Origin of the sequence: Pseudomonas sp. Irchel s3b5 (genome assembly GCF_900187435.1) — a bacterium.
Classification (GTDB): domain Bacteria; phylum Pseudomonadota; class Gammaproteobacteria; order Pseudomonadales; family Pseudomonadaceae; genus Aquipseudomonas.
In genome coordinates this window covers 70,790-94,414 of sequence record NZ_FYDY01000012.1, presented here as the reverse complement: position 1 = coordinate 94,414, position 23,625 = coordinate 70,790, and the positions used below count along the sequence as shown (strand labels likewise).

The 23,625-nt window shown below is 61.0% G+C and carries 16 protein-coding genes and 1 pseudogene; 10 read left to right on the top strand and 7 right to left on the bottom strand.

All coding sequences use genetic code 11. From position 1 onward, the window contains the following. Positions 1 to 209: 209 nt before the first annotated feature. Genes CKW15_RS15160 through pvdM form a run of 3 tightly spaced genes read right to left on the bottom strand, consistent with a single transcriptional unit; the run spans position 210 to position 3,759 of the window. Positions 210 to 1,082: a formylglycine-generating enzyme family protein gene (locus CKW15_RS15160; protein WP_095059078.1), complete on the bottom strand. Its 873-nt coding sequence runs from the start codon at positions 1,080 to 1,082 to the stop codon at positions 210 to 212. A 16-nt stretch (positions 1,083 to 1,098) separates the two neighbouring features. Then, entirely contained in the window at positions 1,099 to 2,379 is a 1,281-nt protein-coding gene (locus CKW15_RS15155; protein WP_095059079.1) for an aminotransferase class V-fold PLP-dependent enzyme, read from the bottom strand. Positions 2,380 to 2,409: 30 nt separating this feature from the next. Beyond that, entirely contained in the window at positions 2,410 to 3,759 is a 1,350-nt protein-coding gene (pvdM, locus tag CKW15_RS15150; protein ID WP_095059080.1) for a pyoverdine-tailoring dipeptidase-like protein PvdM, read from the bottom strand. A gap of 206 nt (positions 3,760 to 3,965) precedes the next feature. Here pvdM and CKW15_RS15145 point away from each other — a divergent pair, with 206 nt between their 5' ends. Continuing rightward, on the top strand, positions 3,966 to 5,585 hold the full coding sequence (locus CKW15_RS15145; RefSeq protein WP_095059081.1) for a PvdJ/PvdD/PvdP-like protein: 1,620 nt from the start codon (positions 3,966 to 3,968) through the stop codon (positions 5,583 to 5,585). Between the two features lie 129 nt (positions 5,586 to 5,714). Here CKW15_RS15145 and CKW15_RS15140 read toward each other — a convergent pair whose 3' ends face one another. From CKW15_RS15140 to CKW15_RS15130, 3 genes are read right to left on the bottom strand one after another with little or no spacing between them, the layout of a single operon-like run. After that, a complete protein-coding gene (locus CKW15_RS15140; protein WP_095059136.1) occupies positions 5,715 to 7,109 on the bottom strand; it encodes an efflux transporter outer membrane subunit in 1,395 nt (464 codons plus the stop codon). A gap of 22 nt (positions 7,110 to 7,131) precedes the next feature. Next, positions 7,132 to 9,105, bottom strand: a complete 1,974-nt coding sequence (locus tag CKW15_RS15135) for a MacB family efflux pump subunit (protein WP_095059082.1) — start codon at positions 9,103 to 9,105, stop codon at positions 7,132 to 7,134. Further along, complete coding sequence (locus CKW15_RS15130) at positions 9,106 to 10,278, bottom strand: efflux RND transporter periplasmic adaptor subunit (protein WP_095152354.1); 1,173 nt, start codon at positions 10,276 to 10,278, stop codon at positions 9,106 to 9,108. It lies immediately after the preceding gene. A 297-nt stretch (positions 10,279 to 10,575) separates the two neighbouring features. Here CKW15_RS15130 and CKW15_RS15125 point away from each other — a divergent pair, with 297 nt between their 5' ends. The 7 genes and pseudogenes from CKW15_RS15125 to CKW15_RS15095 all read left to right on the top strand — a co-directional run bounded on the left by CKW15_RS15125 (position 10,576) and on the right by CKW15_RS15095 (position 20,726). Beyond that, the gene (locus CKW15_RS15125; protein ID WP_095059084.1) at positions 10,576 to 11,058 is read left to right on the top strand and encodes a sigma-70 family RNA polymerase sigma factor; all 483 of its coding nucleotides are present in this window, start codon (positions 10,576 to 10,578) and stop codon (positions 11,056 to 11,058) included. A gap of 144 nt (positions 11,059 to 11,202) precedes the next feature. Continuing rightward, positions 11,203 to 12,540, top strand: a complete 1,338-nt coding sequence (locus tag CKW15_RS15120; protein ID WP_095059085.1) for a lysine N(6)-hydroxylase/L-ornithine N(5)-oxygenase family protein — start codon at positions 11,203 to 11,205, stop codon at positions 12,538 to 12,540. 571 nt (positions 12,541 to 13,111) lie between these two features. After that, on the top strand, positions 13,112 to 15,814 hold the full coding sequence (gene mgtA, locus CKW15_RS15115) for a magnesium-translocating P-type ATPase (protein ID WP_095059086.1): 2,703 nt from the start codon (positions 13,112 to 13,114) through the stop codon (positions 15,812 to 15,814). A gap of 186 nt (positions 15,815 to 16,000) precedes the next feature. After that, positions 16,001 to 16,267, top strand: a pseudogene (locus CKW15_RS15110) (MgtC/SapB family protein); the annotation flags it as partial. A gap of 94 nt (positions 16,268 to 16,361) precedes the next feature. Next, a complete protein-coding gene (locus tag CKW15_RS28565) occupies positions 16,362 to 16,775 on the top strand; it encodes a response regulator (RefSeq protein ID WP_095059087.1) in 414 nt (137 codons plus the stop codon). A gap of 99 nt (positions 16,776 to 16,874) precedes the next feature. Then, positions 16,875 to 17,501: a response regulator transcription factor gene (locus CKW15_RS15100; protein WP_095059088.1), complete on the top strand. Its 627-nt coding sequence runs from the start codon at positions 16,875 to 16,877 to the stop codon at positions 17,499 to 17,501. Further along, a complete protein-coding gene (locus CKW15_RS15095; RefSeq protein ID WP_095059089.1) occupies positions 17,502 to 20,726 on the top strand; it encodes a transporter substrate-binding domain-containing protein in 3,225 nt (1,074 codons plus the stop codon). Between the two features lie 217 nt (positions 20,727 to 20,943). Here CKW15_RS15095 and CKW15_RS15090 read toward each other — a convergent pair whose 3' ends face one another. Continuing rightward, complete coding sequence (locus CKW15_RS15090) at positions 20,944 to 21,852, bottom strand: LysR substrate-binding domain-containing protein (protein ID WP_095059090.1); 909 nt, start codon at positions 21,850 to 21,852, stop codon at positions 20,944 to 20,946. Between the two features lie 104 nt (positions 21,853 to 21,956). Between CKW15_RS15090 and CKW15_RS15085 the strand changes: the two genes are divergently transcribed. Continuing rightward, positions 21,957 to 22,823 carry a pirin family protein gene (locus CKW15_RS15085; protein WP_095059091.1) on the top strand — a complete coding sequence of 289 codons (867 nt, stop codon included), beginning with the start codon at positions 21,957 to 21,959 and terminating at the stop codon, positions 22,821 to 22,823. Between the two features lie 94 nt (positions 22,824 to 22,917). Beyond that, entirely contained in the window at positions 22,918 to 23,601 is a 684-nt protein-coding gene (locus CKW15_RS15080; RefSeq protein WP_095059092.1) for an isochorismatase family protein, read from the top strand. The last annotated feature ends 24 nt before the right edge of the window (positions 23,602 to 23,625 follow it).

Sequence of the window (23,625 nt, the reverse complement as noted above, 5' to 3'; positions counted from 1 at the left end):
GAGCCTGTCAATCAACAACGATGTCGGATGTACCGGCCTGATCGCGAGCAAGCTTGCTCCTACAGGTTGGGTGTCGTTCGAGAACTTTGAGTTCGACGCAAAAACTGTAGGAGCTGGCTTGCCAGCGATGGCGGCCTGTCAGTCAACAACGATGTCGGATGTACGGCCTCTTCGCGAGCAAGTCTGCTCCCATAAGGGTTGGGGAGGAATCAGAGCGTGCGCACGACGCGGAAACCGATCCAGTCGCCACGGGTTTGCGGGTCGATGTCGTTGCGGTTACCCGAGCGGGAAAACACGGGTGCTTCGCCCCAGTCGTTGCCGCGAATGCGCAGGGTGTCGCAGTTCGGTTCGGTCCAGGAGCTGCCGTCGGTGGGCGCGCCAACGTAGTCCGGGTGGTAGCAGTCGGCGATCCACTCGTAGACGTTGCCGTGCATGTCGTACATGCCGAACGCATTGGGCGGGTAGCTGCCGACCGGCGAGCTGTAGCTGTAGCCATCGACCGGGCCGTAGGTGTTGGCGTGGGTGGCGATGCTGTATTCGGTGCCCGGGTCGAACGGGAAGGGGAACGGTCCGCTTGAGCCTGCACGGGCGGCGTATTCACGCTGGGCCTCGCTGACGATGTGGTAGTGCTGACCGGTTTTCATCGACAGCCACGCGACATAGGCGCTGACCTCGGCGAAGTTCATGCACACCGCTGGCTGGCGCGGGCCCTGGGGGTAGCGCGGCTTGCTGTTGATGCACTCGCGACCGGGGCGGGTGTCGCCGTCGGGCAGGGTGGTCCCGGTTTCCTTGAGGTACTGGCTCCACTCGCCAGCGGTGATCTGGTAGCGACTCATGGCGAAGGGTTTGTCGAACGTCACCTCATGCAGCGGACCTTCGTCGGGCTCGCGACCGAGCTCGCCTTCCGGGGTGCCCATGGTGAACGTGCCTGCCGGCAGCACCACCATTTCCGGGCAATTGCGGCAATCCTTGAAAACCTTGCCTGCCAGTGGCGGGGTATGGGCCTGGGCGAGGCCCGGCAAGGCGCTGCCGAGCACGGCCAACAGCGTCAGCGCGCCGAGTTTTTTCAGGGTGCTTTTCATAGTGGCTTTCGCTCAGTCAGATCTGGTTGGCCAACAGTTCCATCAGACGGTCGATGTGCGCTTCGGTGTTGAGCAAGCCCGGCGAGACACGAATGATCGGCCCGACATCGCGATCAACGGCGTCGCACACTACGCGCTGGTCCATCAGGTAGTTTGCGACCTCCTCACAGTCCCGGTTCTTGATGCGGAAAAAGGTGAAACCGGCCGAATACTCAGGCGACAGCGGCGTGACCAGCTCCACCGACGGGTGCGCTTGCAGACGCTTTTTCAGGTAGCTGTTGATCTCGTGGATGCGTGCAGCGACGTCGGCCTTGCCCAGTTCCAAGTGCAGCTTGAACGCCTCGGTCAGCGCCCAGCGGTGCTCGAACGAGTGATAACCGCCATAAGTCATCACCGTCGAAAACTGAGTCGCTTCGGAGAAGGTCGGGATGGTCGGGGTGACGTCCTTGAGCTCGTCGGAGCGGGCGCAGATGATCCCGGTGCCCCGTGGGCCGAACATCCATTTGTGGGTGCCGGCAATGAAAAAGTCGCAATGCATGTCCGGGAAATCGACGTTCTCCACGCCGAAACCGTGCACGCCATCGACCACGTAGAGGATGCGGTCCTTGTCGTCGCGGCCGCGGTTTTTCTCTTCCACCAGTTTGCCGATCTCGCCGATGGGTAGCTTCACGCCGCTGCCGGAGTGCACCCAGGTCATGCCCAGCACACGGGTCTCGGGGCGAATGTTGCTTTCAATCGCCGCCAGCACTTCGGCGGTCGAGACCTTGGACGGGTCTTCGAACAGTTTGATTTTGCGGACCTGGGTGCCGTCCTTCTGGGTGCGGTATTCGAAGACGCTGTTGGCGGCGTAGTGCTCGTGTTCGCTGGTGAGAATTTCCTGATCCGAGCGCACGTGGATGCCCGCGTAAATCATCGCCAGGCCTTCGGTGGTGCTGCCGGTCAGGGCGATCTGCGACGGCTTGGCTTTCAAGTAGCGACCGGCCCAGACGCGCACTTCTTCCTCGCGCTTCTCGGTTTCGCCACGATGCCAATCCATCGCCAGGCCCGGGTTGCGGTCGAGGTTGGCGCGGTGCATTTCGATGGCTTCGCGCACGGGACGCGGGTGCGAGGTCACCAGGAAATTGGCGAAGTGCAGGTAGTTCGGGTCCTGGGTGAACAACTGGCGCAACTGGTCCCATTTGTCCTTGGGCAACGGCGCGGGGCTGGCGGCCAGTGCCGGCAGATTCACGGCCGAGGCCAAGGGGATACCGGCGGCCAGGATGCCGGCCTGCTTGAGGAATGAACGACGGTTGGTCATGGATTCGGTTCGCTTTGGCAAAAGTAAAAATCAGTTCTGGACGACGGGCCGGGAGGACTTCTGCACCTGGTCCCAAACCCGCAGGAAATTGCCGCCCCAGAGCTTGGCGATGTCGGCTTCACCGTAGCCGCGGCTGATCAGTTCGGCGGTCACGTTGCGGGCCTCGCTGACGTCTTTCCAGCCGTCGAGGCCGCCTCCGTCGTTGAAGTCAGAGCTGATGCCGACGTGGTCGATGCCGATTTTCTTCACGGCATAATCGATGGCGTCGCCGTAATCCTTGAGGGTGGCCTTGGGTTCTTCGTCGAGGATCGAATAGAGCTGGCTGGCGTACTCGCCGAAACGCTGTTCCGGCCAGACGGTGATCACCGGGTCGCCGGGCATCAGCGCCATCTCCAGGCCTTGCAACGGTTGCAAGTCGAAGCGGGCGCGCAGGGCGTTGAGCTTGTCTTGGGTGGCCTGGCTCAGCGGGCGGATGTAGGTCGGGAAGCCGACAATCTGCACCACGCCGCCGCTGTGTTTGATCAGCTGCATTTCCTGGTCACTGAGGTTGCGCGGGATGTCCACCAACGCTCGCGGAGCCGAGTGGGACGCGATCATCGGCGTGCGGCTCAGTTGCGCGACTTGCTCCAGGGCCTTGGTCGACATCTGCGACACATCGATGATTACGCCCAGGTCGTTAAGGCGCTGCACCGCTTGTTTGCCGATGTCCGAGAGCCCGCCGAGGGCATCCCGTGAATCGTTGAAAAATGGCAGCGGTCGCGACGAGTCGGCCCAGGCGTTGTTGCCCACATAACTGAAGCCGAACATGCGCATGCCTCGGGCCGCCCACTTGTCCAGCACATTGAGGTCATTGCCCAGCGGGTAGGCGTTGAGCATGCTCATGAAAATCGCGAACTTGCCTTCACCGTGCAGGCGACGGAAATCGTCGGGGGTGTAGGCGATGGCCACTTGATTGGGAAAGTCGCGGACCATCGTGCTGATGATCTTGTAGCGGGTCTCTTGCTCGTGCCGGGCTTCGTCGATGAAACCGGCAGTAGGGCGATGGGGGGCGTTGGGGCCGTTCCAGATTTCCGGCCAGCCGAAGATCGTCAGCGCTGCGCCGGACAGGCGACCGCGCCCGGTCTTGACCAGGTCGAACTGGCCTTCGCCGTCCTTGTCCACCTCGTTGCCGGCGGTACCGAAATCAATCGGCACGGTGATGTGGCTGTCGAACGACAGGATGCGCTCCTGCAAGGCATCGGCCTGTTTCATCACCTTGACCGGATAGCCGGGATTGTCCTTGAACCAATAATCCCAAGCCGCGTAGCCGGCACCCGCGCTGATCGCCAGGGCCAGCGGCAGGCCGATGTAAAGAGCCTTTTTCGAACGTGGTTTTGTCATTGCCGTCTCAGTCGGGGTCGCCGTCAGGGTGCAGGCGCGGGGCCTTTGCTATCTGGGGGGAACGAGTGGACGGGCTGAGAATTTAGGTGTTTGTGCCGGCCTCTTCGCTGGCAAGCCAGCTCCTACAGTGAAGCCGTTAAATTTGTCGGCGCAACAAACGTTCTAGCTTGGATAAAGCCTGCTCCATGGCTGACACAGGTAGGGCAATGACGATTTCTCGACGATGGTTCCTCGCGGGTGTGGCGCTGACCGGTGCTGCCCTGCCCGCGGTGTATTACGGGCATCGCGAGTTGACCAGAGCGGACCCGACGATCACACCCGGCGAAGCGTCGTTCGAGGTGGCGGATGTCGCCGGTCAGCGCCTCGCGGATACGCTGCGCGGTGTCTGGCAGATTCGTTTCGAAGGGCGTGACGCCGGCATCGAGGGCTTGCCGCTGGAGGGCCTGGAAGTGTTTCTCGACATCGGTCACAAGGGGCGCGGTGTCAGCGGTTTCCTTGATACCGCCGAGCGTTTGCGCGCAAGCGAAGAGCCCCGTTACCGCGTGCTCGGCGATCTGGCCGGGGCGAATCCGGCGCAGTTGAGCTGGCGGCTGGTCAATGCCAACGGCAGCTGCGACTACGAGTTCAACATGACCCTGGACGAGGTCTGGGCCGGTTTCGGTAACGCTGGCAGCGGCACCCTCAGTGGCCGCGTGCTGAATCTGGATCGTCCGCTGATGCTGACCGCTCAGGACAATCGCTTCATCGCGGTCAAACGCGTGTTCCCCGAAGCACGCGAACGCACCGGGCTCAACCCGACTTTGCTGGCCTGGCTGGTGTCCCCGGAGCATCGGCTGTTTCACCAGCTCTGGCATGCCTCCCGGGACAAGTGGCACAAGTTGTCTGAAGACCAGCGCGGCGCCTTGCGCGGCCTCGGCTGGCAGCCCGGCCCTCGGGACCAGGAGCGCGATGCCCGGGGCGAGCGCAAGGATCGCAATGGTTCGGGGGTGGATTTTTTCTTCATGCACCGGCATATGCTCGGCACGGCGCGCACGATGCAGGACTTGCCGTCCTGGTCGCGTTTCCCGTTGCCGCAGCCGGAACTGGCCCGGGACCGGCTCGGTTTCGCTCGCTACTTCGACAACCACGACGGCACCTCGCTGCCACCGACCTGGCTGGCCGAAGACGATGACGAGTACACGCAGTGGGTCAGCGACATCAAGACCAGCGAGACCTATCACAGCAACTTCCAGGTATGGGAATCGCGCTACCGCGACCCGCGTTACCTGTCGACGCTGACGTTGGGTCAGTTCGGTTCAGAGGTCGAACTGGGCCTGCACGACTGGCTGCACATGCGCTGGGCCTCGGTGCCGCGCGATCCCTCGAACGGCCAACCGGTGCCGTTCGCCCGTGATCCCTCGGACTTTTCCGCACGCTGGTTTGCGCCGGAAAACGATTTTCTCGGCGACCCGTTTTCCTCCCATGTCAGCCCGGTGTTCTGGCACTTTCATGGCTGGATCGACGATCGCCTGGAAGACTGGTTTCGCGCCCACGAGCGCTTCCATCCGGGGCAGGTCAGTCGGTTGCAGGTCAACGGTGTGCAATGGTTCGCGCCGGGGCGCTGGGTCGAAATCGATGACCCGTGGCTGGGGCCGGTCACTCATGGTTGTAGCACCACGCCGGGATTGCAGGCTGGAAAGTCAGTGGAAATGGACCCGGAAACCATGAAGCTGGCGTTGCGGATTACGTTTGGCGAGGATGAAAAGAAACTGGCGGATCTGTTTCGCAAGGTCCCACAGCGGCCGTGGTATGCGCGCCATCTGAAGGCCAGGCAAACTCCGGTTTGATACCGCGTAATCGTTCAATCGCTGGCAAGCCCGCTCCTACAGGTTTTGTGTCGTGCCCGAACCAGGCGGCAACCACAAAACCTTGTAGGAGCGGGCTTGCCCGCGATGGCGTCCTGTCAGGCAATAAAGCTATAGAGTCTGCCACCCGCCACCTAACGCCTTGTACAACGCAATGCTCGCCTGCATCCGCGACAGCCGCAGTTGCACATTCAAATCCTGCGCTGCATACAATGTGCGTTGCGTCTCCAGCACGATCAGCAAATCCTCGGCGCCGGCCTGATAACGACTCTGCGCAATGTTGAACGCTGTCTGCGCCTGGCTCAGTTCTTCACTCTGCCACTGACGCTGCTCGTCGAGCCCGCGAATGCTGTTGAGGGCTTTCTCGACGTCGGCGAAGCCGTTGATGATCGCGCCACGGTAAATCTCCAGCAGTTCCTCCTGCCGGGCCGTGGCCTTGTCGCGCTGGGCGCCGAGGCGGCCGTTGTTGAAAATCGGCGCGAGCAATCCGGCAGACAGGTTGTAGAACGGACTGCGCAGAATGTCGCTGGCACTGTCGGAGCCGGAGCCGATTTCGGCGCTCAGGGTCACGGTCGGCAGCATCGCGGCGCGGGCGATGCTGACATCGGCTTGTGCGGCAGCCAGTTGCGCTTCGGCCCGGGCGATGTCGGGACGACGGCTGAGCAACTGGCTGGGCACGCCCGCATTGATGGCCGGCCAGGTCAGTTGATCAAAGTGTTCCTGATCCAATGACAACGCCTGAACCGGGCGCCCAAGGAGCAGGGCGAGGCTGATTCGCGCGTCCTGCGCCTGTTGCTGCGCCAGCGGCAATTGCCGTTGCTGCGCGGCCACCAGGCTTTTTTGCTGCGCCAGTTCCAGCGCTGTGGCGGAGCCGGAGTCGAAGCGGGTCTGCACCAGCTTCAACACGCTTTGGGCGTTGGCCAGGTTCAGCTCGGCGATGCGGCTTTGTTCCTGTAGCGACAGGGCTTGCGCGTAGCCGTTGGCGACACCGCTGAGCAACGTCAATTCGACCGTTGCCTGATCGAACTCGCTGGCTTTGAGGCCTAATTGCGCACTGTCCCGGGAGGCGCGCTGGCCGCCCCAAAAGTCGATTTCATAACTGGCCGTGAGGCTGGCGTCGAAGTAATCCACGGCCTTGTTGCTGTCATCGGCATCGAGTTGGCTGTAGCCATCGCCGCGCAGCAGTTTCTCGCGATTGGCATTCACCGCCGCCTTGACCTCGGGCAGTTGCGAGCCACCGGCAATCACCGTGTCGGCCCGCGCCTGGCGCACCCGGGCGATAGCGGCGGCGAGGTCGTAACTGCCAAGCCGTGCCTGTTCGATCAGGCGTCCCAGTTGCGGGCTGCCGAAGCGGTTCCACCATTGCTGGTTGTCGTAAGCGGCAACCGCCGTGTGTGGCGATTGCCAGGCGGCGGGCGGCTGGATGCCGCTGTCCGGGCGTTGGGCTGGGCTGCCACAGGCGCTGAGCAACAGGCACGCGGTCAACAGGCTGAGGGACGGCTTGATCGAGAGCGGCTTCATGGAAAGATCATTCACTGGTAAGGGCCGTGACCGGGTCGAGTCGGGCAGCTTTGCGGGCCGGCATGAAGCCGAAGACAACACCGGTGACCAGGGCGCAGCCGAAGGCGCCCAACACCGCTATCAAGGAAAACGCGACGGCGACTTCACTGAGAATCAGCGCGCCGCCGACGATCAGCGCCAGGGCGATCCCGGTGAGTCCGCCCACCACCGAGAGCATCACCGCTTCGGTGAGGAACTGGCGCAGGATGTCCCGCTGCCGGGCGCCGGTGGCCATGCGGATACCGATCTCGCGGGTGCGCTCGCGCACGGTCATAAGCATGATGTTCATCACGCCGATGCCGCCCACCAGCAACGAAATCGCGGCAATCGAACCGAGCATCAGCGACAGGGTGTTTTGCGTATGTGCCTCGGCCTGGATCATTGCCGCATTGTTGGTCAGTTCGAAATCCTTCTTGCCGTTGTGCAGGCGCAGCATCAGCTGTTCGATGGCCTGTTCCGCCTCCTTGACCTTGCGCGCATCGGCGGCGGCGATGGCGATGTATTCGGGATTGTGCGTGCCGAACAGTCGCACGCTCGCAGCGGAGTAGGGGATGGCGATGCGGTCGTCGCTGTCGGAGTCGCCGGAGCTGGCGCCTTTTTCCGCGAGCACGCCGACCACCTGGAATGGCACGTTTTCGATCAGGATGTATTGGCCAATCGGGTTGGCCACGTCCTTGAGCAACTTGGTGCGCACCTTGTGGCCGATCACTGCGACGGCGGCGGCGTTCTGTTCATCGGCATGGGTGAAGTAGCTGCCTTCCACCACAGGCCAGTTGAAGATCGCCGGGAAGTTGGTGTCGTTGCCGCCGACGTAGCTCAAGTGATCGAGGTTGCCGAAACGCACCCCGGCTTCCTGGCCGTTGACCGGCATGATTCGCATCACCTGCGGCAGGCTGGCGATGGCCGCGACGTCGTCGAGGGTGACGATCCCCGGTGGCGTGCGCGGATTGGGCGCCGAGCCGCTGAGGTAAATGATGTTGGAGCCAAACGCGCCCATCTGTGCCATCACCTGGCGCTTGCTGCCTTCGCCGACGGCGAGCATCACCACCACCGAGGCCACGCCGATGATGATGCCGAGCAGCGTCAGTGCGGTGCGGAACTTGTTGATCCACATCACCCGCCACGCCGCTTGCACCGCATCCACCAGTTCGCCTTTCCAGGCACCGGTGGCTTCGGCACCTTCGCTCAGGCGTTTGCGCAAATCCACGGCTTGCAGGGCGCCGGGGTTGGCCGAGTGTTGCGCGGCGGGATTGTCCCGGGCGCTGTCGCTGATGATCTCACCGTCGCGAATTTCGATGATGCGCTTGGCCCGGGCCGCGACTTCGCGGTCGTGGGTGATCAGGATGACCACGTGGCCCTGGCTGGCGAGTTCATCGAGCAGCGCCATGACCTCGGCGCCGCTGTGACTGTCGAGGGCGCCAGTGGGTTCGTCGGCGAGGATGATGTGGCCGCCGTTCATCAACGCACGGGCAATCGACACACGCTGTTGTTGCCCGCCGGATAACTGATGCGGACGGTTGCCGGTGCGCGAAGCCAGCCCGAGACGGTCGAGCAGGGCAGCGGCGCGGGCATGGCGTTCGGCGGCCGGCAAGCCTGCGTAGATCGCCGGCATCTCGACATTTTCCTGGGCCGAACCGGACGGGATCAGGTGGTAGCCCTGGAACACGAACCCGAAGGCTTCGCGACGCAGCCAGGCCAGCTCATCGCTGTCCAGGGCGGCAACGTTTTCTCCGGCAAAACGGTATTCGCCCGAGGTCGGGCGGTCGAGGCAGCCGAGGATGTTCATCAGCGTCGACTTGCCGGAACCGGACGCGCCGACGATGGCCACGAATTCACCGGCATGGATCGACAGGTCGATGCCGCGCAACACGTGAACTTCAGGCGCGTCGCCGCCACCGTAGACTTTGCGGATGTCCGAAAGGTCGATCAGGGGCGTCTGCATTCAGCCGCCACTCCCATCGACAGGGCCGATCAACAGGTGATCGCCTTCCTGCAAGCCGTCGAGGATCTGCACGCGCAAGCGATCGCTGATGCCGGTGCGCACATCGCGCTGCTCGATGCTGCCGTTCTTGGCCACGACCTGGGCGGTTTGCAGGTTGGCCTGGGTGCCGGTTTGCAGGGCGGCGACAGGCGCGGTGAGTACGTTTTTTGCCTGATCAGCGACAAAAAACACCTGGGTGGTCATTTCCGCCATCAGCGCGTTGTCGGCGTTGTCGACGTCCAGTAACACGGTGTAAAGCACCACACGGGCGCTCCCGCTTTTGCTGGTGCTGACCGGGCTGCCGCCGCCCTGGCTGGTCTGGTCCAGCGGCTTGGGCGGTACCGGCAGGATTTGCCTCACGGTGCTGGTCCAGCGCCGGGTGCCGCCGCTGAGGGTGGTGAACCAGGCGTGCATGCCGGGTTTGACGTGGCCGATGTCGGCCTCCGACACCTCGGCCCACACCGTCATCGGCGACAGTTTGGCGATGCGCAGAATCAGCGGTGTCTGTTGCTGGGCGTTGAGGGTCTGGCCTTCCCGGGCGTCCAGCGCCACCACGGTGCCGGCCATCGGTGCGTAAATCCGCGTGTAGCCGAGTTCGGCCTGATCGCTGCGCAGGCTGGCTTCGGCCTGGCGGATCTGCGCCTGGAACATGTCGAGCCGTGCTTGCGTGGCGCGCAGTTCGGCCTGGGCGGTCTGCACGTCTTCTTCACGGGTGGCGCCGCCAGCGGCGAGGTTCTGCTGGCGCTGGAATTTCTGCCGGGCGAGATCGTGTTGTGCCCGTTGTTCCTGCAACTGTGCCTTGAGGTTTTCGACGGAGAAACGCCCCGCGTCGAGTTTGGCCTGTTGCGTAGACGGATCGATCTCCACCAGCAACTGGCCTTCCTTGACCACGTCACCGACTTCCACGTGGATCTTGTGGATCTGCCCGGACGCCTGGGCGCCGACATCGACATAACGACGCGGTTGCAGAGTTCCCAGCGCGGTGACACTGCTTTCAATGTCGGCGCGGCTGACTTGCACGGTGGCGAACTGGTCTCGGCCCGGCGGAATGAACTGCCAGGCGGCGACGGCAATGGCGGGAATCAGAAAAAGTGCGGCAAGCAGGGCACGTCGGGTCTGTCGAGGGCGTTTCATGCAGGGTTCCGGCCTTGGGAAGTAGGTCCGTCGTTCAGCAGCGGGGAGACCGGGCGGAGACGGGGAGCTGTCCTTGTAAACGATCAAAGCACCGGCCAATTTAGCCGGCGACACAATTCCCTATGGGCGCGAGCAGGGAATACAACTATTTACCGCACGATTTGACTCAGTACTTTAAATCTATATGAGAATTACTATAAATTACGCGATTCGAATTGCCACTACCGTGCCACTGTTTATTTTAACGGTCACGCAAAGGGCTCAAGGACAGAAACCGCACCCGTGCGGACGGGAGTCATGTTGGAAAACTACTATCGGGAGCTGGTGTGTTTCCTGAACGCCAGGCTCGGCAACCGCCAGGTCGCCGAAGATGTGGTGCATGACGCCTATCTGCGGGTGCTGGAGCGCACCAGCGACGCGCCGATCGAGCAACCACGGGCATTCCTGTATCGCACCGCACTCAACCTGGTCATCGACGATCATCGGCGCAATGCCTTGCGTCAGATCGAGCCGCTGGACGTGCTCGATACCGAAGAACGCTACTTCACGCCGTCACCGCATACTGCCCTCGATCACGGCCAGCGCCTGGAAATGCTCCAGCGTGCCTTGGCCGAATTACCACGGTTGTGCCGCGAAAGTTTCCTGCTGCGCAAGATCGAAGGCCTGTCCCATCCGGAGATTGCCGAACAGCTTGGCATTTCCCGTGCGCTGGTCGAAAAGCACATTGTTAACGCCATGAAGCATTGCCGTACACGAATGCGACAGTGGGATGGCCATTGAGCTGACGGATTCACCAACACGTTAAATTTTGTTTCAGTGTCCTCGTTCCTACTCAACAGACGACCTGTTGTGCTGCCCTTGGCCGGTCAGGTCACTTAGGTTCAATGCCCCATTGTTGAGGGGTTTATCCAGAGGACACTGGAAATGACACAGGCAATTGCATCGCCCATCGTTCACGACCTGATCGGCGTCGGTTTCGGCCCTTCGAACCTGGCACTGGCCATCGCGCTGCAAGAGCGCGGGGCAAGGCAGGGCGAACTGGATGTGCTGTTTCTCGACAAGCAGGCTGATTACCGCTGGCACGGCAACACGTTGGTGGCCCAGAGCGAGTTGCAGATTTCCTTCCTCAAGGACCTCGTGACCTTGCGCAACCCGACCAGCCCTTACTCCTTCGTCAATTACCTCAAGGCTCACGGGCGCCTGGTGGACTTCATCAACCTGGGCACCTTCTATCCGTGCCGCATGGAGTACAACGACTACCTGCGCTGGGTCGCCGGGCAGTTCACCGCGCAAAGCCGTTACGGCGAAGAAGTGCTGACCATCGAGCCGGTGCTGCACAACCAGCAGGTCGAGGCGCTGCGGGTGATTTCCCGCGATGCCCTAGGTCATCAACATGTGCGCACCACCCGTTCGGTGGTGGTCAGCGCCGGTGGCACGCCACGCATTCCCGAGGTGTTCAAGGGGCTCAAGGATGACGGCCGGGTGTTCCATCATTCCCAGTACCTGGCGCAAATGGCCAAGCAACCGTGCGTGGACAACCGGCCGATGAGCATTGCAATCATCGGTGGCGGGCAGAGCGCGGCGGAAGCCTTCATCGATTTGAACGACAGCTTCCCGTCGGTGCAGGTGGACATGATCCTGCGCGGCTCGGCACTGAAACCGGCCGACGACAGCCCCTTCGTCAACGAAGTGTTTTCGCCGGAGTTCACCGACCTGGTGTTCCAGCAACCGGACAGTGAACGCGAGCGGCTGGTGAATGAGTACCACAACACCAACTATTCGGTGGTGGATATTGACCTGATCGAGCGCATCTACGGCATCTTCTACCGGCAGAAAGTCTCGGGCATCGCCCGCCATGCGTTCCACACCTTGACCACGATCGAGAAAGCCACGGCCAATGAACGGGGTATCGAATTGGTGTTGCGCAACAATGCCACGGGTGAAGTTTCGGTCCGTCATTACGACGCGGTGGTGTTGGCCACCGGTTACGAGCGGCAGATGCACCGCAAACTGCTGGCGCCGCTGGAAGCCTATCTGGGTGATTTCGAGGTTGATCGCAACTACAAGCTGATCACGGACGAGCGCTGCAAGGCCGGGCTCTACATGCAGGGTTTCTGCCAGGCCAGTCACGGGCTGAGCGACACCTTGTTGTCGATCTTGCCGATCCGCGCCGACGAGATCGCCGGTTCGTTGTATGAGCACGGCAAGCATCGCGGGCACAGTCGCTCAGTGGTGGATTTGTTGTTGGCTACTGCCAGCTGAAATGTGTAGCGGCCACGAGGCCCTATCGCCAGCAAGCCGGCTCCTACAGTAGGTTTACGTCGCAATGCATATCCCTGTAGGAGCCGGCTTGCCGGCGATAGGGCCCTCAACAACGGCAAAAATGTCGAATCCTGAACCCTTCCTGAAGAATCCCGCGATTCCCCCAACCCGATCTGTTAACGGGTTTACGCTGCAAACATCGGGGCGTAAGCTTCGCGCGTTTTCATCCATTACGGAGACCCACAGTGGGTACTTGTTCGAGTGACAGTTGTCGGCCGGTCTCGGTAACCGGCATTTTCTCGGCAAGATAACGCGCAGTCTCCTGTGCCGTTGTCTCGCCGACAAGCGAGCAGCGGCATCCCGATCATGGCCAGTCCCGGCCATGTCCCGACGTCCCTCTCATCGACGCTGAACAGTGCGTGGTTTCGACTTTTTGTCGTGGCCGCCGCTCTATCGACACGCCTGTCATTCGTGACCGGCGCGCCAGGCCTTGCTTTGCCGGTTGTTCCGGCGACAGCGGCGTGGACCTGCCTGCTCGACGGTTTCCCGGCTGACCAAAGGGGCACCAGCCATGAAACTTACCCTCAAGGAACTCTTCGCAGGCTTCCTGCGTAACCGCCACATCGCCCGGCACTTCCGCCGTCTGGCGTTGCTGGAAACCTTCACCGACACCACGGTCAGCCGTGAAGTCCCGCCCACCCTGGCGCAAACCCTGGTGGCCGCTGCCGGCAGCGACACCAATACCCTGGGTAGTCACACCGACGGCTTGAGCGAATTCGAAGCCGATGCCCTGCGCGAGCAATTCGGCCTCAACGAAGTCGAGCACGAACAGCCGCTGCCGTGGTGGACGCACCTGTGGCACTGCTACAAAAATCCGTTCAACTTGCTGCTCACATTGCTGGCGGTCATCTCCTGGCTGACCGAAGACATGAAAGGCGCCGTCGTGATTTTCTCCATGGTGGTGCTATCGACCCTGTTGCGTTTCTGGCAGGAAACCAAATCCAACCAAGCCGCCGATGCCCTAAAGGCGATGGTCAGCAACACCGCCACGGTGATGCGCCGCGACCTTGAAGACCGTGGCGCGCAGCGTATCGAACTGCCGATCAGACAACTGGTGCCGGGTGACCTGATCGTGCTGTCGGCCGGTGACATGATTCCCGCCGATTGCCGGGTGCTCAGCGCCAAGGACCTGTTCGTCAGCCAGGCGGCCATGACCGGCGAATCGATGCCGGTGGAAAAATTTCCCCGCCAGCAGGACCGCGATACGCTCAACCCCCTGGACCTGGACAACATCCTGTTCATGGGCACCAACGTGGTCTCCGGCACGGCCATGGCGGTGATTCTCACCACCGGCAACAGCACCTATTTCGGCGCCTTGGCCCAGCGCGTCGGCGCCACCGACCGGGCGCCGACGTCGTTCCAGACCGGAGTCAACAAAGTCAGCTGGCTATTGATCCGCTTCATGTTCGTGATGGCGCCGCTGGTGTTGTTCATCAACGGTTTCACCAAGGGCGACTGGACCGAAGCGCTGCTGTTCGCGCTGTCGATCGCCGTGGGCCTGACCCCGGAAATGCTGCCGATGATCGTCACCTCGACCCTGGCCAAGGGTGCGGTGTTCCTGTCGCGCAAAAAAGTCATCGTCAAGCGCCTCGACGCCATCCAGAACTTCGGCGCCATGGATGTGCTATGCACCGACAAGACCGGCACTCTGACCCAGGACAAAATCTTCCTGGCGCGCAACGTCGACGTCTGGGGTAACGACTCCGATGACGTGCTGGAAATGGCTTACCTCAACAGCTACTACCAGACTGGGCTGAAAAACCTGCTGGATGTGGCGGTGCTCGAACACGTCGAGATCCACCGTGAACTGAAAGTCGGCACGGCGTTTCGCAAGGTCGACGAAATCCCGTTCGATTTCACCCGCCGGCGCATGTCGGTGGTGGTCGCCGAGCGTGATCAACCGCACCTGCTGATCTGCAAGGGCGCGGTGGAAGAGGTGCTGGCGGTCTGCTCGCGGGTGCGTCACGGCGAAGACGATGAAGCCTTGACCGAAGAACTGCTGGCGCGCATCCGTCAGGTCACGGCCGCGTTCAATGCTGAAGGTCTGCGGGTGGTGGCGGTTGCGGCGCGGCCAATGGTCGAAGGGCGCGACACCTACAGCCTGGCCGATGAACAGGCACTGACGCTGATTGGATACGTGGCGTTTCTCGATCCGCCGAAAGAAAGCACCGCGCCCGCCCTCAAGGCCCTGGCCGCCCATGGCGTGGCGGTGAAAGTGCTGACCGGCGACAACGAACTGGTGACGGCGAAGATCTGCCGCGAAGTCGGCCTGGAACAGCAAGGCCTGCTGATGGGCAACGACGTCGAGCGCATGAGCGATGCCGAGTTGGCGCAAGCGGTGGAGACCACCAACGTCTTCGCCAAACTGACGCCGTCCCACAAGGAACGCATCGTCCGCCTGCTCAAGGGCAACGGCCATGTGGTCGGTTTCATGGGTGACGGCATCAACGATGCCCCGGCCCTGCGCACCGCCGACATCGGTATTTCGGTGGACAGCGCCGTGGACATCGCCAAGGAAGCGGCCGACATCATCCTGCTGGAAAAGAGCCTGATGGTGCTGGAGGAGGGCGTGCTGGAAGGGCGCCGGACCTTCGCCAACATGCTCAAGTACATCAAGATGACCGCCAGTTCGAACTTCGGTAACGTGTTCTCGGTGCTGGTGGCCAGTGCGTTCATCCCGTTCCTGCCGATGTTGCCGATGCACCTGCTGGTGCAGAACCTGCTCTACGACATTTCGCAGATCGCCATTCCGTTCGATAACGTCGATGAGGAAATGCTCAAGCAACCACAGCGCTGGCAGCCGGGGGACGTCGGACGCTTCATGCTGTTTTTCGGGCCGATCAGTTCAATCTTCGACATCACCACGTTCGCCTTGATGTGGTACGTGTTTGATGCCAACACCCCGGATCACCAGACCCTGTTCCAGTCCGGCTGGTTCGTGGTCGGGCTGCTGACCCAGACGCTGATCGTGCACATGATCCGCACGCCGAAAATCCCGTTCCTGCAAAGCCGCGCCGCCATGCCGTTGCTGGTGATGACCGGACTGATCATGGCTGTGGGGATTTTCCTGCCGATGGGACCGCTGGCCCATTACTTCAAATTGCAGGCGTTGCCGTCGCTGTACTTCGTGTTTCTGCCGGTGATTCTGCTGGCGTACATGGCGCTGACCCAGGCGGTGAAGGGGTTCTACATTCGCCGGTTTGGCTGGCAGTAACACCGCGAGCATTGTGGCGAGGGGGCTTGCCCCCGTTGGGCTGCGAAGCAGCCCCAAAACAAAGCGACGCGAACGATCAGATAGATCAAGTAGGCAGGCTTTGCGACTGCTGCGCAGTCGTACGGGGGCAAGCCCCCTCGCCACAAGGGGATCGTGTTTTTTTCAAGGAGCTTCATCATGCAAGCCATCAACAACATCAACCGTCAGCCCCTGGATGTGATTTCGGCGGAGGTCACCAACATCATTTACGTCATCGCCCGGCGGCCCCAGCAGAAAGCCGTGCTGGCAATGCTCGAGGCCGAACTGGAGCGCAGCAACTATCCGGCCAGTGATGTGGATGTGCATGCCTTCGGCACGGACGAAATCGAAATCGAAGCGACGCTGGCGACGACCTCGGTCGATGGTGATGAACTCGATGCACTGGTGACGCGACTAGGTCAAGCGTCGGATTGACCCGGATGCATTTGGGAAAAGTCCTACAGATTGATCCTTGTTGCTTCCGTAGCCTGTGCGGCCTCATGAATCCGACATACCGAGGGAGGCCACGTTGCCGAGTAAATCGTTACGTATCCTGATTGCCGATACGCAGCACTTTCACCGTATGAGGATCGAGCGGCTGTTTAACCAGCTGGGTTATTTTCGGGTGGCTCCGGTGCAAGGCGTCGAAGAGCTGCTGAGCTTGATGGAGTACAGCACCGAGCCCTTCGATCTGGTGGTTGTCAATGGAGCCTTGGCCAATGGCCGGTTGAATCTGTTCGACTTCTTTGTCGACAACCCACAGGCCCGTCACGCGTTTATCTTCGATGGTCGGCAGGCGCAGTTGCCGCCGATGGCGGGCAATGTCCGGCACAACGTCAATGTCAGCCATGCTGTACTGCCGGACCTGGCGTCCATCGCGCAGTTGATGGCCACAGTCGACCCGCGTCGACCATTCGTCGGAACTGTCATTTCTGTCAGGTAGTTCCTTCCAACTTTTCATGCAAGAGTTTCAGCGCAGCCGTTGCGTCTTTACGCGGCCCGTCATTTTTTCGGTCGTGGTGTTTTTGCACAGGGAGTTTTCATGAAATCAGCACTGGTTGTGGAAGACCATCCGGTGGTTTGCTCCATGATCAAACTCGTACTCAGGGAGCTGGGGTTCAAGCAGATCCATGAAGCAACCCGTGGCGATGAGGTCATGTCGAAGCTACGTGAGCATCGACCGGATATCGTGCTGCTGGATTTGAGCCTGCCTGGCGTGGACGGGCTGGATGTACTAGACCGAATCAAGGCCGAAAAGACTCATTCTCGAGTGGTGGTTTTCACTTCGCTTGATGCCCGGTTTTATCAGGAACGTTGCATGCGTGCCGGGGCGGCGGCATTTGTCCCCAAGAGCAAGGACCTGGATGATCTGAAAGCCGCGATCAACACCGTGCTGGCCGGTTACACCTGCTTCGTCCAGCTATCATCGAGTCTCGTTTCGATGGGGGCGTTGCAGCGCAGTGAGAAAGAGTTGATTGACCTGCTTTCCAACCGTGAATTGACCATTCTGCAATATCTGGCAAAAGGCTTGAGCAACAAGCAAATCGCCGAGATCATGCACCTGAGTTTCAAGACCGTCAGCACTTACAAGACGCGGTTGATTGAAAAGATCAACGTGAAGTCGCTGGTGCATTTGAGGGACTTTGCCTTGCGCAATGGCCTGATCTGAATGAACGCATTCCGACGACTGTCTGTCATGGTGTTGGCGAGCCTTCTGCTGTGGTCATCGGCTGCCTGGGCGCAACCGCATTCGCTGGCGCTGCTGGGACGCTCCAGCCTCGAAGGTGTTTCCGTCAAACTGACGGACACTGAATCACGCTGGTTGCAGCAAAAGGGACGATTGGTGCTGGCGGTCTCTACCCCGGACTATCCACCCTTCGAGTTCAATACCGCTGGCAAGGTGTTCGAGGGCATCACCGCCGATTACGCCGGTCTGCTCGAGCAATTGCTGGGCGTCAGGATCGAGGTTCAACGCTACCCGTCGCGAGCCGAAGCGGTACAGGCCATCAAGGAAGGGCAGGCTGACCTGCTGGGAACGGCCAATCGTTTTGAAGCCGAAGACCCGCAGTTGCAGATGTCCAGCGCTTACGCGGTCGATCAACCGGTACTGGTCACCCGCACAGACTCAACCGAGGCTCTGGACCCGACGCTGGCCGGCAAACGGCTGGTGACGCTTTATCACTACTTGCCCCAATACAGCGTGCAGCAGTTCTATTCCAGCGCGCAGCTGGAACTCTTCCCATCGACACTGGCCGCCATGGGCGCGGTGGCGTTCGGTCAGGCTGATGTCTATCTGGGGGATGCCATCAGTGCCCATTACCTGATCAGCAAAAACTATCTGGGCAATGTACAGCTGGCAGATTTTTCGCCGATGGAGTCCGGTCGTTTTGCATTCGCGATGGGCCGCGAAAACCCGCAGTTGTTGCACATCGTCAACAAGGCGCTGGCGGTGGTCACGACCAATGAACAAATGAATATCCTGCGCCGCTGGGGGGCGAACGGAGCGTCCATTCCGGGTAATCAGTCGCTGCAATTGAGCGTGGCAGAGCAGCGTTGGCTCGATCGACACCCGCGTGTGAAAGTGGCGATCAATGTCAACATCCCACCGATTTCATTCATCGATAGCGAAGGCCAGTTTCGCGGGATCGTGATTGATGTGCTGACGAAAATCAGCCAGCGCACCGGGCTGCAATTCGATCTGCAGGGCATGAAGTCCGTGGCGGACATGTTGGCGGGTATCCAGGATGGCCAGGTCGATGTGCTGGCGGGCATTGGCCTGAGTTCCCAGCGTGAAGGTCAGTTGCGGTTTACCCGCTCGTTCCTGAACAGCCCGTCGGTGCTGGTGACCCGGGTGGCACCGGACAGCCCCAGGACGCTGGACGACATGGCCGGAAAAGAGCTGGCGCTGACCCAGGGCAACATTTCCGGTGAGTTCATTCGCCAGCACTTTCCTCTGATCCGGCTGGTGGACGCGCCCCTGACGATTGATGCCATGGAGATGGTCGCCCAAGGTGAAGCACAGGGCGGCCTCAATTCGTTGATCAGTGCGCGTTACCTGATTGCCCGTCAGTTTCGTGATCGTCTGCAGGTGACCAGTACGGTGGGCACCGACCCCGCGCGCAGCACGTTGGCGACCAGCCGGGACGCGACTGAGCTGCACTCGATCCTGGACAAGGCGCTGTTAAGCATCCCCCCCGATGAAATCGACGAACTGACCCATCCCTGGCGCTATGACTCGATGGTGGAGCAGAGCTATTGGCTGCGTCATCGGCAGGCGATTTTTCAGGCGTTTGCTGTGGCGGGAGTCATGCTCCTGCTCGCGTTCGTGGGGATTTTTTGGCAGCGTCGGCAAATTCGTCAGCGTCAGCTATTGCTCAGTCAATTACAGGAGGCCAAGGAGGCTGCCGACGATGCCAATCGTGCCAAGACCACGTTTCTGGCGACCATGAGCCATGAAATCCGCACCCCGATGAATGCGCTGATCGGTATGCTCGAACTGGCACTGAAACAAGCGGATAAAGGCGTGACGGATCGTTCCGCCATCGAGGTGGCGTCCCAGGCGGGGCAGCAGCTGCTGGCCCTGATCGGCGACATTCTGGACATCGCCCGGGTCGAATCCGGACAATTGTCGCTGACACCGGAACGGGTCAATTTGCGTGAACTGGTGGCATCGGTCTGTCGGGTTTTTGAAGGGTTGGCGTTGCAGAAAAACCTGCAGTGGCGGGTCGAACTCGACGAGCAAAGTGACTGCGATGTGATGCTCGATCCCACCCGCCTCAAACAGGTGCTGTCCAATCTGTTGAGCAACGCGATCAAGTTCACCGATGAAGGCGGGGTGAGCCTGACCTTGCGGGTAGAGCCAAGACCCTCGGCGCATCTGGCCGTCAGCGTGCGCATTGCCGACAGCGGTGTCGGTATCAGTGCTTTCGACCAGCAACGCCTGTTCAGTCCGTTCGTGCAGGCGGGCAACCACCAGCAGTCGGTCCGGCAGGGTTCCGGTCTGGGGCTGGTAATCAGCCGAACCCTGTGCGAGATGATGGGCGGGCGATTGCAGCTCGACAGCGCTCTGGGTTACGGGACTCAGGTGCACATCAGTCTCGATTTGATGACCTTGCCAACACTGCCCGCCAGTGAGCTGTCCCAAGGGGAAACTCTGCTCTGGACGGGCTCATTGACGATTTTGGTGGTGGACGATTATCCAGCCAATCGCTTGTTGCTTTCACGGCAGCTGAGCTATTTGGGGCACCACGTGATGTTGGCGGAAGATGGCGCGCAGGGGCTGGAACTATGGCTTGAGCATCAGTTCGACCTGGTGATTACCGACTGCAACATGCCAGCGCTCAGCGGTTACGAACTGGCAGGTGCGATACGCGACGAAGAGCGCAGACAGGGCTTGCCGCCGACGCTGATCCTCGGGTTTACCGCCAATGCGCAAAGGGAGGAAAAGGTCCGCTGCCAGGAGGCGGGCATGGACGATTGCCTGTTCAAACCTATCCGCTTGATGGATCTGCAGGCATGGTTGGCCCAGCAGTTTTCCAGCGCACCGTCGAATCAGACCGACGACCCGGAGGTATTCGATTTGAGTGGGCTGGATCGCTTTGTCGATACGGACTGTGAACTCATGGATCAATTGCTGCACGACCTGGAACTGACCAACCGCGAGGATCGTGTTCATCTGCTCGCCCTGCATACCAGCGGTAATCGCATCGCTTTGCGCGAGCTGGCGCACCGGATCAAGGGCGGTGCGCTGATGGTCCGGGCGCTCGCTCTGGTGGAGTGCTGCGAGCAACTGGAACGTGCACTCAATGACAATCAGGCGCCACTGATCGACGAGGCCGTCGATCAGTTGCAACACGCCATGACCCGGCTCGACCGGCGGCTTCAGCAGGATTGAACTCAGTCCAAAACGGGCGCGATACCTTTGGGGCTGGTCAGACTGAATGCCATGCTACGGGACGGTACTGAATGGCGCTGACGAGTGGCATGGTGAAGACAGTTGCTCCCACAGGGTTATTGGATGTACTCGACATTGGCGTATAACCGAAATACCTGTGGGAGCTGGCTTGCCAGCGATGGTGGCGACTCGGTCAGCTCAAAGCTTGCAGCTGCCCTCATGCAATATCACTGCGGCTGAATTCATCCCCGAGAAAATCGATCAACGTGCGCACCGACGGCAGCAACCCCCGTCGCGACGGGAAGATCGCATGGATGATACCGGTTTTTGGCGCCCAGCCCGGCACCAGTTCCACCAGTCGCCCGGCGGCGATCTCATCGCGCACCACCACGTTCGGCAGGTGCACCACGCCGATACCGGCGATGGCCGCATGGCGCAAGGCCAACAGGTCATCGGTGACCATCCTCGGCGCATGCCGGATCAGCGCCGTGCTGCCATCGGCACCGAACAATTCCCACTGATATTCACGTTGCGCCGCGCCCCAGTGCAGGCTCGGCAAACCACTGAGGTCGGCTGGCGACGGTGGGGTCGACAGGCGCTCGGCGAACGCCGGACTGCCGACGACGCTTTGGGTGCTGTTGCCCAGGACCTTCATCACCATGTCGGTGTTTTCCAGCGGTGGGAAGCGCACCCGCAGCGCCAGATCGAAGCCTTCGTGAATCAGGTCGACCCGGCGATTGGTGCTCTCGATGAACAACTCCACCAACGGGTACTTGAGCAGATAGCGGGTCAGCATCGGCCCGACCCAGGAGTTGAGCAGCGCCGTCGGGCAACTGACGCGCACCAGGCCCTGGGGCTCGGAGCGGTTGCGTTCGATCAGTTCGGCGGCGCTTTCCGCTTCCACGCGCATGGCCAGGCAGCGCTGGTAATAGGCCTGGCCGATTTCGGTCAGCGAGCAATGACGACTGGTGCGATGCAGCAGGCGCACGCCGAGGCGCTCTTCGAGTTCGGCGATGCGCCGGCTGAGCTTGGATTTGGGCATGTCCAGTGCCCGACCGGCCGCCGCGAAACCGTGATGTTCCACCACTTGGGTGAAGTAGTAGAGGGTGTTGAGGTCTTCCATCATCGTTCCTCTGATAGAACGCTAAAGCTGATTTTTGCAGTCTAGCGCATCAAAGGTCACGGTTTTAAGCTTTGTCCATGGCTTCACTCACCTCATCAGGAGACACCATGAAAAACATCATCGGTATCTACACCAGCCCACGGACCCATTGGGTAGGCGACGGTTTTCCGGTCCGCACGCTGTTTTCCTACGACAACCTGGGAAAGCACATCAGCCCGTTTCTGCTGCTCGATCACGCCGGCCCCGCTGAATTCACCCCGACCACCGAGCGACGTGGCGTTGGTCAGCATCCGCACCGCGGCTTCGAAACCGTGACTATCGTTTACAAGGGTGAAGTCGAACATCGCGACTCCACTGGCAGTGGCGGCAAGATCGGCCCCGGCGACGTGCAATGGATGACCGCCGCGTCGGGCATCCTGCATGAGGAGTTCCACTCCGAAAATTTCGCCAAAAGCGGTGGCACCCTGGAGATGGTGCAACTGTGGGTCAACCTGCCGGCCAAGGACAAAATGGCCGAGCCCGGTTACCAGACGATCCTCGATGGCGACATCCCGAACATCGCCTTGAAAGACAACGCCGGCAGCCTGCGCCTGATCGCCGGTGAGTTCGACGGCCATACCGGCCCGTCGCGCACGTTCACGCCGATCGATGTCTGGGATCTGCGCCTCAACGGCGGCAAGTTGCTGACACTGGACCTGCACGAAGGTCGCAACACAGCCTTGGTGGTGCTGCGCGGCACGGTTCAGGTCAATGGGCTGGAACTGATGCGCGAGGGCCAGTTGGCCCTGCTTGAACGCGATGGCAGTCAGTTGACCCTCGAAGCCAATGGTGACGCGGTGGTGTTGCTGCTCAGCGGCGAACCGATCGACGAGCCAATCGTCGGCCATGGTCCGTTCGTGATGAACACCGAGCAGGAAATCCACCAGGCCTTCGCCGACTTTCAGTCCGGCCGCTTCGGCCAGATGCACGGTTAATCCGTAGCCCTTCCATAACCCGACGCTACACAGGATGAGTAGGCCGGTTTTCAGGCCAGGGATGGCTGTTGCCCAAACGAAAGAGGAAACGCTCATGAACACCGTCAACGCGGCCAACTTCAACGGCCAGAAACCGACCATCGACCCCAACGACAGCGCCATGCTGTTGATCGATCACCAGAGCGGACTGTTCCAGATCGTCAAGGACATGGACGTACCGCAATTACGCGCCAACGCCATTGCCCTGGCCAAGGCTGCGACCTTGCTCAAGATGCCGGTGATCACCACTGCTTCCGTACCGCAAGGGCCGAACGGGCCGTTGATACCGGAAATCCATGAAGCCGCGCCCCATGCGCAGTACGTGGCGCGCAAAGGTGAAATCAACGCTTGGGACAACCCGGAGTTTCACGCCGCCGTCAAAGCCACCGGCAAGAAAACCCTGGTGATCGCCGGCACCCTGACCAGCGTTTGCCTGGCATTCCCGTCCATCGCGGCGGTGCACGAAGGCTACAAAGTGTTTGCCGTGGTCGACGCTTCGGGCAATCACTCGAAACTGGCCACTGATCTGACAATCGCGCGTTTGGCTCAGGCCGGGGTTGTGCCGATCGATATCATGGCTACGCTTTCCGAGTTGCAAGGTTCCTGGAACCGTCCGGATGCTGAAGAGTGGGCCGCCGTCTACGCCCAGGCCATGCCGCACTATCAATTGCTGATCGAAAGCTACCTCAAGGCTCAGCAAGTCGCGAACGAACACGAAGTGCTGGATTCGCAGCGCTGATCGAAATCCCCACGCCGACTTCGG

Coding starts and splice junctions, on each gene's coding strand:
- CKW15_RS15160 (WP_095059078.1), bottom strand. CDS start 1,082: ATGAAAAGCACCCTGAAAAAACTCGGCGCGCTGACGCTGTTGGCCGTG.
- CKW15_RS15155 (WP_095059079.1), bottom strand. CDS start 2,379: ATGACCAACCGTCGTTCATTCCTCAAGCAGGCCGGCATCCTGGCCGCC.
- pvdM (WP_095059080.1), bottom strand. CDS start 3,759: ATGACAAAACCACGTTCGAAAAAGGCTCTTTACATCGGCCTGCCGCTG.
- CKW15_RS15145 (WP_095059081.1), top strand. CDS start 3,966: ATGACGATTTCTCGACGATGGTTCCTCGCGGGTGTGGCGCTGACCGGT.
- CKW15_RS15135 (WP_095059082.1), bottom strand. CDS start 9,105: ATGCAGACGCCCCTGATCGACCTTTCGGACATCCGCAAAGTCTACGGT.
- CKW15_RS15130 (WP_095152354.1), bottom strand. CDS start 10,278: ATGAAACGCCCTCGACAGACCCGACGTGCCCTGCTTGCCGCACTTTTT.
- CKW15_RS15125 (WP_095059084.1), top strand. CDS start 10,576: ATGTTGGAAAACTACTATCGGGAGCTGGTGTGTTTCCTGAACGCCAGG.
- CKW15_RS15120 (WP_095059085.1), top strand. CDS start 11,203: ATGACACAGGCAATTGCATCGCCCATCGTTCACGACCTGATCGGCGTC.
- mgtA (WP_095059086.1), top strand. CDS start 13,112: ATGAAACTTACCCTCAAGGAACTCTTCGCAGGCTTCCTGCGTAACCGC.
- CKW15_RS15100 (WP_095059088.1), top strand. CDS start 16,875: ATGAAATCAGCACTGGTTGTGGAAGACCATCCGGTGGTTTGCTCCATG.
- CKW15_RS15095 (WP_095059089.1), top strand. CDS start 17,502: ATGAACGCATTCCGACGACTGTCTGTCATGGTGTTGGCGAGCCTTCTG.
- CKW15_RS15090 (WP_095059090.1), bottom strand. CDS start 21,852: ATGATGGAAGACCTCAACACCCTCTACTACTTCACCCAAGTGGTGGAA.
- CKW15_RS15085 (WP_095059091.1), top strand. CDS start 21,957: ATGAAAAACATCATCGGTATCTACACCAGCCCACGGACCCATTGGGTA.
- CKW15_RS15080 (WP_095059092.1), top strand. CDS start 22,918: ATGAACACCGTCAACGCGGCCAACTTCAACGGCCAGAAACCGACCATC.